This is a genomic window from Photobacterium iliopiscarium (assembly GCF_003026395.1).
In the GTDB taxonomy this organism is placed as follows: Bacteria; Pseudomonadota; Gammaproteobacteria; order Enterobacterales; family Vibrionaceae; genus Photobacterium; species Photobacterium iliopiscarium.
On the sequence record NZ_PYOO01000002.1, the window covers coordinates 1 to 14,924 of the forward strand.

Consider the following 14,924-nt stretch of genomic DNA (forward strand, 5'->3'; position numbering starts at 1 on the left):
CTTAACAGCGGTTTATAGCAGTACAATTTGCTCGCTTAGCTCAGTTGGTTAGAGTACTTGCATGACATGCAAGGTGTCACTGGTTCGAGTCCAGTAGCGAGCACCAGTTTCAAATAAATGGCTTAACAGCGGTTTATAGCAGTACAATTTGCTCGCTTAGCTCAGTTGGTTAGAGTACTTGCATGACATGCAAGGTGTCACTGGTTCGAGTCCAGTAGCGAGCACCAGTTTCAAATAAATGGCTTAACGGCGGTTTATAACAGTACAATTTGCTCGCTTAGCTCAGTTGGTTAGAGTACTTGCATGACATGCAAGGTGTCACTGGTTCGAGTCCAGTAGCGAGCACCATCTTTTAGATACAACCAAGCCTACTTTCTAGTAGGCTTTTTTGTGTCTGGATCATAACAATGTTAATCAATACCACAGTATGGCGACAACCGATTCGTAATTAGGTAATATTTATATCAATTATAATAATTGACGATATAACAATGAAAATTACTGTTGATGGTGGCTCGTTTAAAGTATCTATTGATACTGAATTTGAAGGTTTATTGGCTGAAGCAACGGCTGTTTTTGATGAAACGTTAGTTCAAGCTAAATCAAACGACAAAGCTATCTTACGTTTTCTACAAATCATTCTTGAGCATCGTGACAGTGATGATGCTATTGGCTATGCCGTTTTAGGCTTACTGGGTTGGTATAACACTGCGATTAACCCCGTCACAGATAATGATATTGAATTAAACTTGCCTAAAATCGTACCACACCTACTTAATCCTGCTGGCGATATCAATGCCACCAGCGATAATGACACGACGACGTTCAAGCATTAATGCAAAATGTCTGTATCTGTATAAAATAAATAAAAAAGCCACTCATTTGAGTGGCTCATCACTATCTCGTATTCATTTAAAATACGCTTAACTTAACGTAATACGCTGATAGTTTTTAAGAGACTCACTGTCAGAACTCTTAAATGTTTTACCTTCACTTTGAATAAAGTACACCGGTAAGTCCTGCTCATTGGCAACAACTTTCCCTTCTACAGGCCCCAAACATAACATTGAAGTTGCCCACGCATCCCCTACAACAGGATCATGACCAAATACTGATGCTGATACCAAATTATGCGTTACAGGTGCACCTGTACGAGTATCTAAAATATGAGAATAATCTTTTTCACCATCTTTAAAGTTATGGTGATAGGTGCCCGATGTATTTAATGAAACACCATCGTCAGCATTAATATTAACAATAGTATAAGGACGAATACCGTCTTTTAATGCTATCGGCTGTTCAATCGCAACTCGCCACTTTTGCCCTTCCAGTTTGCGACCTTTAATTTTCATATCGCCGCCAAACTCAACCAAATAATTATTAACACCATCGGCTTCTAAAATTTTGCTTAGCTGACTAATGGCATAGCCTTCGCCCATTGAGGATAAGTCCACTTGTACTTGAGGAATGGTTTTTCTGATCCGTAAATGCACAGGATCTATTTCAATCTTATCAATCCCAATGTCTTTTTTAATCGACGCTATTTGTTGTGGTGTAGGAACATGCAAAGTATCCCCTTGAAAGCCCCATAATTTATATAATGGCTGAATTGTTGGGTCATAACATCCATGGCTATCTTTATTTAATTTTTTGGCTAACGACAACATATATATGAAATCTTTAGACGCAGGTTGCCATTGAGTCGATGTACTGTGGTTAAACTCAGAAATATACGAGTCATTCCGATAGGTAGAATATTCTTTATCAATCGCTGCCAACTTTTTATTAAATTGCTCTGTCACTTTCGCAACGGGTACATCCTGTTTTGACCAATATGTCACATGGTAAGTAGTACCTTCAGCAAAACCAGAGATCTTTTGTAACTTTGGCGCTTGGCTACAACCAGACAATACAACAATAGCTGATAACGACAACGCAGCAACATAGCTTCGCTTTAATAATAACTGTGGCGAACGGGTGAACATAAAAAGGCCTTACCTATCTAAACAATGCCCGCAGTCTAACAATAGCAACCAAGCAATACCAGAAAGATACACCTAGAGAATAATAAGTCATGTTATTATCTTTTTAGCACAAGCGTGCGTCATTTATTCTTTTACCCTATCTTCAATTTGTCTTCAAACCATCTTATTTCTACAGTAAAACTGCCATATATTTGTCATCAACCCCTGTTGTAATTACGGAAAATTACTTGCACACCAAGGGCTAAACGTGACTACATTAATTAAATCTCTTACTACCATCGTTATTTCAGCAGCACTCGTATCACCAGTACAAGCAACCGAAATTAAGAATATTATTCTAATGATTGGTGATGGTATGGGTCCTCAACAGGTAGGTTTATTAGAAAGCTATGCCGACCTTGCGCCGCATTCCATTTATAACGGTCAGAAGACAGCTTTGTATAAATTAGCTCAGCAAGGTGTTATCGGCGCGTCACTCACCCACCCTAATGATGCCATTGTTGTCGATTCTGCATGTTCAGCCACAATGTTAGCGACGGGAGTTATGACAGGATCAGAGGTTATCGGTATCGATGCCGATGGTAATAGTGTTGAGACAGTATTAGAAAAAGCAAAGCGGATGGGTAAAGCGACGGGATTAGTTTCAGACACCCGTATCACTCACGCAACGCCTGCCGCATTTGCCGCCCATCAGCCTCATCGCTCACTTGAAAACGAAATCGCCTCTGACTTATTATCCGCAAATGTTGATGTAATGCTCTCGGGGGGATTACGTCATTGGTTGCCTCAATCAGCAGATACTGCGGGTGTAATATCAAAACAATTACCCGCATTATCAACCACTGATCTTTCTTTAAAATCAAAACGAAAAGATGATCGTAATTTACTTTTAGAAGCTCAACAGCAAGGCTATGCACTGGCATTTAACAAAGAGATGTTAGTGCAATCAAAAACAGAGAAATTGTTAGGTTTATTTGCAAGTTCAGGAATGAATGACGGTATTCAAAACAGTGCCACCGTCAATGATCCTCAACGCACACAACCGACATTAAAAGAAATGACAGATAAGGCGCTAGATATTCTATCAAAAGACAAAGATGGCTTTTTCTTAATGGTTGAAGGCGGTCAAATTGATTGGGCTGGACACAGTAATGATGCTGGTACTATGCTGCATGAAATGATTAAGTTTGATCAAGCGGTTGAATCTGTTTACCAATGGGCGCAAGGTCGTGATGATACGCTAATTATCGTGACAGCTGATCATGAAACAGGTTCATTCGGCTTCAGCTATTCTGGTTATCAATTACCAAAGCCACAAAAACGCAGTGGTGAAGCATTTAAGCATCAAGATTATGCCCCTAACTTTAATTTTGGTGCGTTTACCGTACTCGATGATCTTTATAAACAAAAAATGAGTTATGCCAATATGCTAGCAACATTAAACAAGCTCAACAAAGATCAACAAACACCGCAAAACCTAGTCTCTATTATTAATAGTAATAGCGCGTTTCCAATCACAGAAGCACAAGCTAAGGCAATATTGACGGATAAAGTAAATCCTTATCACAAAGATGATCACAGCTATCTATCCGCAACAGATATTGCCGCAATTCACGATTTTGATGCTTTCTACCCTTATAACGATCGCGCTAATCTGATTGCTCGTGCTCAAGCAACTCAACAAAATATTGTCTGGGGAACAGGTACTCACACCCATACTCCCGTTAATGTCTTTGCATGGGGACCTGCCGCAACCATTTTACCTGTATCTAAAATCATGCATCACTCACAATTAGGTGAGTTCATTAAAAACCAAGTTAAGTAACTTATCTTATTTAACCCCTCTATGACTTTGATTATGCTCATTGTCATTGGGGATTTATTGGCAATATAATCGGTATTCGTTCAATAAATAGAATCACTAATCTAACGTTTTCTTAAACCTAATTGACGCAATGATTAACCCAATAATGGTAAATATGACTAACCATAATGTATCTCGCCACAGATCAACCAAATCAGCCCCTCGCAACACAATACCGCGAATAATACGAATAAAGTGTGTCGTCGGTAATACCTCCGCAATCCATTGAGCAACAACAGGCATACCTTCATACGGAAACATAAATCCTGACAGCAAAATAGACGGCAATAATATAAATATTGTCATTTGCATGGCTTGTAACTGCGTTGTTGCCTTTGTTGATATCACCAAGCCGAGCGTTAAACTTGCCAGAATAAATAACACCGTTCCTAGAAAAATTTGTACTAACGAGCCATTGATTGGTACATCAAAAATGACATACCCTAATCCTAAAATGATGATTGATTGAATAATACCGATAAAAATATACGGTATTATCTTAGCTAGCATTAATTCTAACGGTTGAATTGGCGTGGTAATCAATAACTCTAAATTGCCTTGCTCACGCTCTCTTACAATCGTTACGGAAGTAAATAGAATCATCGTCATGGTTAATATAATCCCAAGTAACCCAGGAATAATATTAATCGCAGAGCGACGCTCAGGATTAAAATATAACGTTACTTCAAAATTATTTGGCTGTACTTTTCGTTGTGGAATAACTTCTGTTAATGGCATTTTTTGTAATTGCATAATAGTTGAACTGATCAATGCATCCGATCCATCAACAAGCCATTGCCCAATCACTTGCTGCTGGCCTATTCGACGTTGAAAATCAGGTGGAAGCACTAATACCGCTTTTACTGTGCCATCCATAATCGCTTGTTGGCCTTGTTGCGGTGTCGCGTAACTTGCGATCACATCAACGACCTGCGTAGCTTTAATCGATTCCACCAACATCCGCCCTGTTGCTGAGTGGCTTTGATCGACTATCGCAGTAGGAACATTTCTAACATTAGTATTGATGGCATAACCAAACAATAACAATTGAATGAGCGGGATCATCACGATCATACCAAAGGTGATACGATCCCGACTTAGCTGCCGTAACTCTTTGCTAACAATTACATTGATCCGTAACAGACTCCACCATAAGCGAGTGATCATTGTCGCCCCTCACCAGTACAGGTTACAAAAACATCTTCAAGACTCGGTCGACTGATAGTCATAACTGCTTGTGCTAATGTTGGTATTTGTAATTGTAACCAGCCGATGGGATCATTAATTTCTTTTGACACTAATACCCGTAATCGAACCCCTAATTGTGCTGCTGATCTCACCAGAGGAAGTTGTATAATTTGCGCTTTAAGTTGCCGTAATTGCTGCGCTTCTATCTCAACAACGGTTACCGCCATCGCGTCCATCAGCGCGTAAGGTGATCCATTAGCACGTACCACACCTGCATCCATAATAGCTAAACCATGGCAACGTTCAGCTTCATCCATATAATGGGTTGTGACTAAAATGGTGGTGCCTTGATCAGAAAGATCAAACAGTTGCTCCCAAAATTCACGGCGATTTTCAGGATCAACTGCCGAGGTGGGTTCATCTAGCAGTAGTAAATCTGGCTGGTGGATTGTTGCGGCGGCTAAAGAAAGTCGTTGTCGTTGACCACCACTTAACTCTCCTGCACGACGTTTTGCCCGTTGATCAAGCCCATATGTCATTAACTGTTGTTGAATTCGTCGCTTACGCTCCACTTTAGGTATACCAAAAATCTGCCCCATAAACTCAAGGTTTTCTTGAACAGTTAAATCTTGGTATAGCGAAAATTTTTGTGTCATATAACCAATGCGTAAACGTAATTGTTCTGCTTGGCGTGGAATATCTAATCCAAGTACATTTACAGAACCTGTCGTTGGCGTTAATAACCCAGTTAACATTCTTAATGTAGTAGATTTACCGCAACCATTAGGGCCTAAAAAACCATAAATAGTCCCTTTTGGCACCGTTAAATTAAGCTTATCAACGGCAATAAAATCACCAAAATTACGGCTTAGATTGGTTGCAACAATAGCCTGTTCACTCATGAGGCATCTCCACTTGCACTGGAACGCCCGCAGGTAATTCACGACCACTATCAGGAAAATCAACCTCAGCTAAATACACTAATCGCGCTTTATCGCTACCATTAAGGGTGTAATAAGGCGTAAAAGAAGGGATTATTGCTATCCAACGTACGATGCCTTGATAAGACGTCTTAATGCCATCAACATGAATGGTTAATTTTTTTCCAGCGGTTATATTAACGCGATAAGGTTCAGGAACATAAATACGTGCATAAGGAACGGTATGCGTGGTGATAATCGCAACCGTCGCATTTTTAGCGACACGATCACCCACATGGTAAGGCAAACGTTCTAAAATCCCATTACGGGTTGCGACAATAGTATAGTCTTGTAGAATTTGCTGCTGAAGTGCCACTTCTGCCGTCGCCACCACAAGTGCAGCCTGCGCTTGTTTTATATCTTCAATACGCTCGCCATGCAGCAATTTATCTAATTCATTGGTTGCTGCTTGTAATTCAGCTTGTGCAATGTCCCGTTGCGTCTGCGCGCTGTCTCGTTCCGCCGTAGACACCATTTTCTTTAAAAATAGCCGCTTAATACGTAAGTTATCAGTATTTTTATCTCTAAAATTAGCTTGGTATTGTTCTACTTGTGCTTGAGCTGCTGCAATATCTTCTGGACGAGAGCCATTTGTTAAACGCTGTAAGTAGGCCTGTGCTTGTTGTTGTTGTGCTTGCGCTTTAATCAGTTTCGTTTGCTGTTGTTGAGATTGTAATGTAACGACAACCTCACCTTTTTTTACAACACGACCTTCAACCACAGGTTGCGTTGTGATGATTTCATTTGCCGTTGCAGTCAGTGCAATTTGGTCGCGTTCAATAGAACCTAAAGCTAAGTTATCATGGTGATCATTACAGCCAGAGATAACGAGCAAAAATGGAATAAAAATACAGTAGCTCGGTAATAAACCTTTCATGATCCACTCCACTGAAAAATATAAAATCTATCTTAAATCTTCTTGATAATGCCTTAACTTAGGATGTTAATCCCTTAATTTACCCTCAAAATCGATAATAAAAATGTATATTATTCACTATACTGAATGCTTATTACCATTTTTGATAATAAACATATCATTTTTACCTATATACCCATGTGGGCTATAGGCTCTAAAATGCTGCTCTTTTTCTTTTTGAATACCGCATTGCTTGCTGTTTTATAACACATTTGCGGACAAACCTGAGGGCCTTTAATGGGTGATATCGCAAAATCTGTTGCAAAGTTAAGCGTTTTCTCGATAATTATGATTACGATAACCTCGGTAGATAGTATCCGTAATTTACCGGGAGCAGCACTCTTAGGCAGCCATGCTATTTCTTTTTTCGTACTTGCTGGTTTGTGCTTCTTTGTACCAACCGCATTAGTGTGTGCAGAAATGAGTACTACTTACCCTAAACAAGGTGGTGTTTATCTTTGGGGAAAAGAGACATTAGGGCATAACTTTGGTTTTGTCACAGTGTGGTACCAATATGCTGAAAATATTGTTTACTACCCACCATTGATCTCATTTATCGTTGCGACAGGTACCTACCCATTCTTTCCTCATTTAGCAGAAAATAATATTTTTATGCTCGTGATGATTAACGTCATCTTTTGGGCACTGACCTTAGTCAATATCTTTGGTTTACGTCTGTCATCATTAATCACCAATGTTTTTGGCATGATCGGTCTTATTTTCCCAATCTTGTTAATTATTGCATTAGGTGGTTATTGGACATACACCAACCCAGAAGCGTCACATATTTCATTACGCCATGTTTCAGATTGGCTACCAGACTTTTCACAAAGTGGTATTGGTGCAAGTTTTACTGCCGTTGTTTTATCATTAACAGGTATTGAAATCACAACAGCTTATGCCAATGAAGTTAAGAATCCTCAGAAAGCATATCCAAAAGCACTGTTAATTTCGACCGTTATGATTTTATTATCACTTACTGCTTGTTCATTATCTATTGCCGCCGTGGTTTCACATAACAATTCAAGTTTAAGTGAAGGCATTATTCTGGCATTTAAAACATTCTTTAAAGATATGAACTTACCATACCTATTGCCAGTAATTGCTCTTGCGATTGTCTTTGGTAGCCTTGCTAGTTTGAACAATTGGATTATTGCACCAACCAAAAGTTTGCATGTTGCTGCTAAAGATAAGTTTATGCCAATTCGGTTATCAAAAGAAAACCGCAATAAAGCACCCGTTCCATTATTACTGCTACAAGGAGCTATCGTTAGCTTATTGTCATTAGTATTTGTATTAGTGCCTAACGTAAATCAAGGTATGTGGTTATTAAACATTCTTATGACGCAACTTTATATGGTGATGTACATTTGTATTTTTATCAGCTTCTTAGCATCACGTCGTAAGCACCAACATATTGATCGTCCATTCCGAGTTCCTGGCGGGAAAATCGGTATGGTTATCGCGTCAACACTTGGATTAATTAGCTGTTTTGTCACTATTTTTGTTTCATTTGATGTACCAGCAAGCATTAATAAAAATACCGCAGCCATTGCCTTAATTTCTGGCTTTATTATCTTTAGCCTACCCGCTATAGCTGCCATTGTTTATCGTAAAAAACAATTACAATATGCTTAAATAACCGCAGATATAATAATATAAAAAAGCCGTAGCATTTAAATACTGCGGCTTTTTTAATATCTAACAACCTATCATTCGACGAATAAACATCAACTAATAGATTACACAGACATAATATTAATAATTGTTTTATCAGTATTTTTCATACCTTCGGTCACCATTCGACCTATATTTCGAATCGTTGTTTCAACGTCATTTGCAATGATACCTTGAGCATGTGCTTCATGATTATCAATGGCCATCAATGAACTCATGACGGCTGAACCCGTTGAACTTTTTACTTTCATTGCGCACGTCGATTTAGCACCATCACAGAACATACCAGTGGTATCACTAAGAGTATTTTGAATTGCAAAACAAATCTGTTCAAATGAACCACCTTGAAGGTAAGTCATCGCCATTGAAGCTGCTGAACTCGTTACCGCACAACCACAAAATGGTGATAATGGCGGATAAAAAGATTTCATATAAATTGCACCTAAATGGCTCATAATCAATGCACGAGCGAGTTGTTCATCTGTTGATTTACAGTGCTCTGCGAAAACAACCACAGGCATAGATGCACAAATACCTTGATTACCACTTCCATAATTACTCATTGCAGGTAGTGTTGCCCCACCCATACGAGCATCAGAAGCTGCTGCTGAACACATAACCGCACGATTAGCGAGGCAAGCACCTATTACACCACTTTCAATATTTTTCTTATAAGTACGACCAACTTGCAAACCATATTTATTATTCAAACCTTCATTAGAAAGCGCAACAGTGAGTTCACGTGCTTTTAGAATAAACTCAATATCAGCAAAGTCGGCTTGTGTTGCAAATTTATAAATACCCGCAATAGAAATATCAATATTATCACACACAGAAGCAGTTGATTTTTGTTGTTGCTCGCAGTCATTTAATGTCGTTGTATCATATACAACCCTACCATTTAACGTCTTCTTAATAATTTGTGTATGACCACCACTGATTTCAACGGTCGCAATATTATTTCCCGCTTTAGCTTCTGCATAACAATAGATAAACTCTTCAACGTCTTTTCGACCAACATGCACTTTACCAGCATCAATCAATTGTTGAGCTTTTTCAACATCATCAGACGTAATATTAACTAAAACCTCAAGACCACCATCAGGATTACCACCAATGGCTCCCACAGCAGAAGCAATAGGCAAACCAATTTTACCTGTACCCGGAACAAACACACCCATTGAGTTCTTAAATAAGTTGTCTGAAACCTTTACCGTTAACTCTTCAACTTCTTGACCCAATAATTGTGCAACAACTGCTGACGCATATGCTGCAGAAATAGGCTCAGTACAACCAAATGCCGGCTTTACTACAGTATTAATGATTTTTGTATATTGCTTCCACTGTGTATTCATATTGGTGATCCTTAGTACTACTCATTATTTTAGTTATCGTTTAGATATTAATTATTTACGGTATGCAATTGCCTCTATTTCTACCAATGCGCCCATTGGTAAATCCTTTACCGCAAAACAACTACGTGCAGGGCATTCTGTTTTAAAAAACTGTGCATACACTTCATTAAAAGCGGCAAAATCACCAATATTCGCTAAATAACAGGTTGTCTTAACAACGGTATTTAGATCACCACCACCCGCTTCAATCACCGAACGTAAATTAACAAGAGACTGGTATGATTGCTCAGCAACACCACCATCAACAATGCCACCTTTTTCTTTGCATACAGGTAACTGACCTGATGTAAAAATTAAATTACCAAATACATTGCCGTGAGAATAAGGACCAATAGCATCAGGAGCTGTTTTTGACGTAATTACTTTTGACATATGTTTTATCTCTACAGTGGTTAAAATTCAAATTTATTTTAACAACCAAAATATATTAAACGCAAATTTATTTGCAATAATTAAATGGAATCATAAATTGCATATTTAGAATATAAATTACAAGTCATTATTTTATATGTAATTACTCATAGTGCCTATTCTGTTTATCTAACATGTATCACAATATATGACACTTCAGCTAACTACCTTCATTTGCAAAAACAAATTTAATCAAATATATTTGCACAACAAAATAATGAAAAAATAACGCTGACTCATTTTATGCAATTATTTTTGATTTATAAGCAATTATTAAAAGTAGGCTGATAATGAAAAAACAATTAATACAAGCGGGGCTAAAAGCAATCTTTCCTCTCTGCGTGGGAGCCTTTCCTTTCTCATTTATTGTAGGTGCTATTAGCATTAATGCTGGTATGTCGGTACTACAAAGTACCTTATGGTCATTAACTGTATTTGCAGGATCTGCACAAATGGTGGCTCTTGGCCTAATCCAATCGTCAACAGAAATCATTGTTATTTTTATCACGACGTTTGTTATTAATTTACGCCACATTCTTTATAGCGCTTCATTATCTGAATACGTAAAAGAGTACAACATGCCAACACGTATGCTGATGTCATATGGCTTAACAGATGAAGTCTATGCAGCAACGATTGGCGAAATGAAACAAGAAAAGCCTGGACGACAATGGTTTTATCTCGCAGCAATGTTTGGTTTTTGGATCAATTGGGTTGTTGCTGATTTCTGTGGTGCCATGATTGGCTCTTCATTCCCACATATTGCAGATTACGGATTAGACTTTGCGATGGTTGCAGCATTTATTGCAATTGTAATACCACAAGTTAAAAAACGTGAATGTATTGTAGCTGCTGTTGTAGCAACAGTAACTGGTATCTTATTGTCAGGTTTACCTTATTCATTAGGCCTTGTTATAGCAGCAGTTATTGGTGTTTATGCTGGTTACAGAATGGATCTTTCAACAGAACAAATGGAAGGAAAAATTAAAGAAGAAACAAAAAAAGCCATTTTAAAAGAATTAGAACAAGAACAATACCAACGTACTCTTCCACCATCGGCCACCACTAATCAATAATAAGGATCGTCACCATGCATACTCATCCACATATGACTTTAGACAATGATTATGTTCTTTATTTAACATTAGCCATGATTGCCGCTACTTTTATTATTCGTTTTGCAGTCATTGGTATGGCCGGTCGTTTTACAATGTCAGAGCGATTTAAAAAAACATTACGTTTCGTGCCCGTTACTGTTTTACCCGCTATTATTGCCATTGAAATTTTAGGAAAAGGTTCGAATTTTGCATTCAACCTAGAAAATCCAAAAGTCTTAGCGGCTATTGTTTGTACTATTATTAGTCTACGGTTTGGTCTTATTTGGGTTGTTATTGGTGGTTTAGCCTCATTAATTTTATTTCAAACTTACCTTGATCCTATTATTGCATTTATTCATCATTTAACATGTTGTTAGATAAAATTATTATAAAAACAAACATGTAATACTACCGAGCTTAATTGCTCGGTTTATGATTATTCTATAGTAATAAGTCATTATCGGTATTTTTTCAACGAAGCAAATATTGCTGCTGTTATGATAAATAAAATACCGAACAATGTTGTCACTGTTGGCTTTTCAGCAAATAAAATCCATACAAACATAATCGCATAAACAGGCTCTAAAGTGATGATCATTGAAACTGTTTTTGCTTTTAACCCTTGTAATGAAAAAACCAATAATGTTTGTGCAATCGCAGTTGAAAATACGCCTAAAATAACCATCAGTAACATATCGATTGGCTGTAATGTGAACATCCCTGTAATGCCAAAAGGTAGTGACAATAAAACGCACCCAAGACATTGTGCAAATGCTGACTGCAATGGATGAATGTTAAGACTAATACTTCGATTAAAAATAATAAATAGAGCATTCGTAATCGCTGCCAAAATCCCCCACACTAAACCAAGATTATTTATATCAAACGAAAAATGAGGTGTAATAATAATTAAACCGATCGCAATAAAAATACAAATAAGTACATCCATTGGACCAATTTTTTTTCCCATAAACACCGATTCAATTAATATTATAAATAATGGAAAACATGCAAAACCCAACGTTCCAACAGCGACACCCCCTTTTTTCACGCCCATAAAAAAACAAAACCAATGTATTGCTAATAATGAACCATTTAAAATAAGTTTAAAAATTTCGCTTCTTGTCGCTGTCGGAAAAAAGGATTGGTGATCTAATTTCAATAATATAATAAGTGTTATTACAGCTAACAAACTACGACCAAATACAATAGTCATTACACTAACGTTAAGTTGCTCACCAATCACAGCAGATAATCCAAAGAGAATCGCGGTGATTTGTATAGATAAGTAATATTTCATAAATTCAATCTTAAAATAGTGCAATAATTATTATATTTTGTAAAAAATAAGGCTCACAATAACCGCTAGTGATTAAGTTACATATTATTCAGTATCAACAATTGGCTTGGGTAATACCGCATCACTACTATCCATAGGACGCAAATAGTTTTCCCACACAGTTAATGTCCGTTGTTGGGTTAATGCTAACTTACAAGATAAAGCCATTACTCCGCGTATAGTACCTTGTTGCCACTGTGTATACACCGCACTACATTCAGCCTTTTGATATTGTATCCATCGTGTCTGTGCTGTTTGTATTGCATTAACCAAGGCTTGATCTGTACTATTTTGTTGAATACTTTGCTTTAAATAGTGTTGCAATTGTTGATCAGCAGCATCCAGTTTATCTTCGGCACATTGATTCATTTCAAGAGTAGAATAAGCCTCACTACAATCGATTGTTGATGCTTGCGTTATTGTCGCTATTGAACCAGAAATTAATAATGCACTCACTATCCATAATTTTTTCATTTTTATCTTCTCTATTTTCTAATTATTATTAGTCTATTTTAAAGCTATCTCTTTATATTAATAAGACTAATAGCACTAAATCATGACTCTTTTGCAAATTTAATAAATTATTTAACTAAAATGTAGATTTTATATTCTCACATGCGAGCTATAATGGTGATGGAAGTGGCCTAATAGGCGATTAACCCTATTTGGCGGACTTATTTATCGATTCTCATCATAAATTCGCCTATTTTATTGCTAGGAGTTTTAATGAGTATCGCAATCCTTATTTTCTTGGTTATCCTGAATGGCTGGTTTGCCATGTCAGAAATAGCCCTTGTTACATCACGTAAAAATCGTCTTCAAGTACTAGCAGATGAAGGTAATACTGCCGCTATCACTGCATTAAAATTAGCCAATAAACCCACAACGTTTCTATCTACTATTCAAATTGGCATTACCATTATCGGTATTTTAAATGGTGTTATCGGTGAAGCCGCTTTAGCCGGGCCAATCACTTCATGGTTGAGCTCTTTAGGTGTTCAAGCACACACAGCGTCCGTCTCTGCAACGATTATTGCTGTGGTTATTATTACATATTTCTCTATTGTTATTGGTGAGTTAATACCAAAACGCTATGCACAAGTTAATGCTGAACCCTTAGCATTACGTGTTGCTCGACCCATTGCTTTTTTATCCATCATCTCGCGACCTTTTATTATTTTATTAGCCGGATCAACAGAGTTATTCTTACGTCTATTTAGTAAAAGCACCACCAACAGTACCCATTTAACCGAAGAAGACATCAAAGCCATTATTACGGAAGGCTCTCAAACCGGTATTATTCATCAACAAGAGCATACGATGGTACGTAATGTTTTCCATTTTGATGATCGTAAAATTTCATCAATGATGACACCTCGTAATGCCATTAGTTACCTAGATCTTGATCATAGCGTTGAAAGCTATCAGAAAAAACTACTGGCGAGTCCATTTTCATGTTTACCCGTTTGTAATCACACTATTGATGATATTAAAGGTACGATAACAGCCAAACAATTATTAAAATTTAAACTTGATAATAATAGTGAAACCCCAAAAAACATTATTGACTACATTACTCAACCGATCTTTATCCCAGAAACATGGACAGGTACCGACCTGTTAGATATGTTTCAAGATTCAGGTACAAGAATAGCCTTTGTCGTTGATGAATATGGTGATATTCAAGGTATTGTCACACCACGAGATGTATTAGAAGCGCTAACAGGTAAATTTAATTCTCAAGATCCTACTAATGTATGGTCCCAAAAAATAACAGACAATAATTGGCATCTTGACGGGCTGGTTCCAATCACTGTTGTAAAAGATTTATTAGATTTAAAAAAATTACCGGATGAAGATCAAAACGGCTATCAAACATTAAATGGCATGTTAATGTGGATTAAAGGCGGATTACCCAAAAATGGTGACATTATTGATTGGCAGCGGTGGCGTTTTGAAATTCTAGCCATTGAGCATAACCGCATTGAAAAAGTAAATGTCTATCCACGATCATCAACTAAGCAAAAAAAATAACAGCCATTAATGAGTATC

The 14,924-nt window shown here is 37.3% G+C and carries 14 protein-coding genes and 3 tRNA genes; 9 read left to right on the forward strand and 8 right to left on the reverse strand.

Annotated features, from left to right (window positions below; translation table 11 throughout):
* The first annotated feature begins 29 nt into the window (after positions 1-29).
* The 4 genes from C9J51_RS03340 (at position 30) to C9J51_RS03355 (ending at position 836) form a co-directional block, all read left to right on the forward strand.
* Positions 30-106, forward strand: a tRNA-Val gene (locus C9J51_RS03340).
* A gap of 44 nt (positions 107-150) precedes the next feature.
* A tRNA-Val gene (locus C9J51_RS03345) sits at positions 151-227 on the forward strand.
* Positions 228-271: 44 nt separating this feature from the next.
* Positions 272-348 (forward strand) — tRNA-Val (locus C9J51_RS03350).
* A 143-nt stretch (positions 349-491) separates the two neighbouring features.
* Positions 492-836, forward strand: coding sequence for a hypothetical protein (locus C9J51_RS03355; protein ID WP_045036162.1), 345 nt, complete (start codon positions 492-494; stop codon positions 834-836).
* Between the two features lie 87 nt (positions 837-923).
* On the opposite strand, the gene C9J51_RS03360 is transcribed toward C9J51_RS03355, so the two are convergent.
* Positions 924-1,985 carry an FAD:protein FMN transferase gene (locus C9J51_RS03360; protein WP_107238010.1) on the reverse strand — a complete coding sequence of 354 codons (1,062 nt, stop codon included), beginning with the start codon at positions 1,983-1,985 and terminating at the stop codon, positions 924-926.
* Positions 1,986-2,232: 247 nt separating this feature from the next.
* On the opposite strand from C9J51_RS03360, the gene C9J51_RS03365 reads away from it, so the two are divergent.
* On the forward strand, positions 2,233-3,810 hold the full coding sequence (locus tag C9J51_RS03365) for an alkaline phosphatase (protein ID WP_045040250.1): 1,578 nt from the start codon (positions 2,233-2,235) through the stop codon (positions 3,808-3,810).
* Between the two features lie 96 nt (positions 3,811-3,906).
* On the opposite strand, the gene C9J51_RS03370 is transcribed toward C9J51_RS03365, so the two are convergent.
* The 3 genes from C9J51_RS03370 to C9J51_RS03380 are packed head-to-tail and all read right to left on the reverse strand — an operon-like array spanning position 3,907 to position 6,894.
* Positions 3,907-5,016: an ABC transporter permease gene (locus C9J51_RS03370; protein ID WP_045040249.1), complete on the reverse strand. Its 1,110-nt coding sequence runs from the start codon at positions 5,014-5,016 to the stop codon at positions 3,907-3,909.
* Positions 5,013-5,939, reverse strand: a complete 927-nt coding sequence (locus tag C9J51_RS03375) for an ABC transporter ATP-binding protein (RefSeq protein ID WP_045036168.1) — start codon at positions 5,937-5,939, stop codon at positions 5,013-5,015. Before C9J51_RS03375 ends, C9J51_RS03370 begins: the two co-directional genes overlap by 4 nt.
* Positions 5,932-6,894: an HlyD family secretion protein gene (locus tag C9J51_RS03380; RefSeq protein ID WP_045040248.1), complete on the reverse strand. Its 963-nt coding sequence runs from the start codon at positions 6,892-6,894 to the stop codon at positions 5,932-5,934. Before C9J51_RS03380 ends, C9J51_RS03375 begins: the two co-directional genes overlap by 8 nt.
* Before the next feature lie 276 nt (positions 6,895-7,170).
* Here C9J51_RS03380 and C9J51_RS03385 point away from each other — a divergent pair, with 276 nt between their 5' ends.
* A complete protein-coding gene (locus tag C9J51_RS03385; RefSeq protein WP_045036170.1) occupies positions 7,171-8,571 on the forward strand; it encodes an APC family permease in 1,401 nt (466 codons plus the stop codon).
* Between the two features lie 104 nt (positions 8,572-8,675).
* Here the strand turns inward: C9J51_RS03385 and C9J51_RS03390 are convergent, their stop codons facing one another.
* Complete coding sequence (locus C9J51_RS03390; RefSeq protein ID WP_045040247.1) at positions 8,676-9,965, reverse strand: L-cysteine desulfidase family protein; 1,290 nt, start codon at positions 9,963-9,965, stop codon at positions 8,676-8,678.
* A 51-nt stretch (positions 9,966-10,016) separates the two neighbouring features.
* Positions 10,017-10,397, reverse strand: a complete 381-nt coding sequence (locus C9J51_RS03395; RefSeq protein ID WP_045040246.1) for a RidA family protein — start codon at positions 10,395-10,397, stop codon at positions 10,017-10,019.
* A 329-nt stretch (positions 10,398-10,726) separates the two neighbouring features.
* On the opposite strand from C9J51_RS03395, the gene C9J51_RS03400 reads away from it, so the two are divergent.
* Both C9J51_RS03400 and C9J51_RS03405 read left to right on the forward strand, forming a co-directional pair.
* Positions 10,727-11,512, forward strand: a complete 786-nt coding sequence (locus tag C9J51_RS03400) for an AzlC family ABC transporter permease (protein ID WP_045036173.1) — start codon at positions 10,727-10,729, stop codon at positions 11,510-11,512.
* A 14-nt stretch (positions 11,513-11,526) separates the two neighbouring features.
* Entirely contained in the window at positions 11,527-11,910 is a 384-nt protein-coding gene (locus C9J51_RS03405) for an AzlD domain-containing protein (protein ID WP_045036174.1), read from the forward strand.
* A gap of 80 nt (positions 11,911-11,990) precedes the next feature.
* Here C9J51_RS03405 and C9J51_RS03410 read toward each other — a convergent pair whose 3' ends face one another.
* Positions 11,991-12,833 (reverse strand): DMT family transporter, encoded by an 843-nt coding sequence (locus tag C9J51_RS03410; protein ID WP_107238017.1) that lies wholly within the window; start codon positions 12,831-12,833, stop codon positions 11,991-11,993.
* 84 nt (positions 12,834-12,917) lie between these two features.
* On the reverse strand, positions 12,918-13,346 hold the full coding sequence (locus C9J51_RS03415) for a lysozyme inhibitor LprI family protein (protein WP_045036176.1): 429 nt from the start codon (positions 13,344-13,346) through the stop codon (positions 12,918-12,920).
* Between the two features lie 252 nt (positions 13,347-13,598).
* Between C9J51_RS03415 and C9J51_RS03420 the strand changes: the two genes are divergently transcribed.
* Positions 13,599-14,906, forward strand: coding sequence for a hemolysin family protein (locus C9J51_RS03420; protein ID WP_045036177.1), 1,308 nt, complete (start codon positions 13,599-13,601; stop codon positions 14,904-14,906).
* Positions 14,907-14,924: the final 18 nt, after the last annotated feature.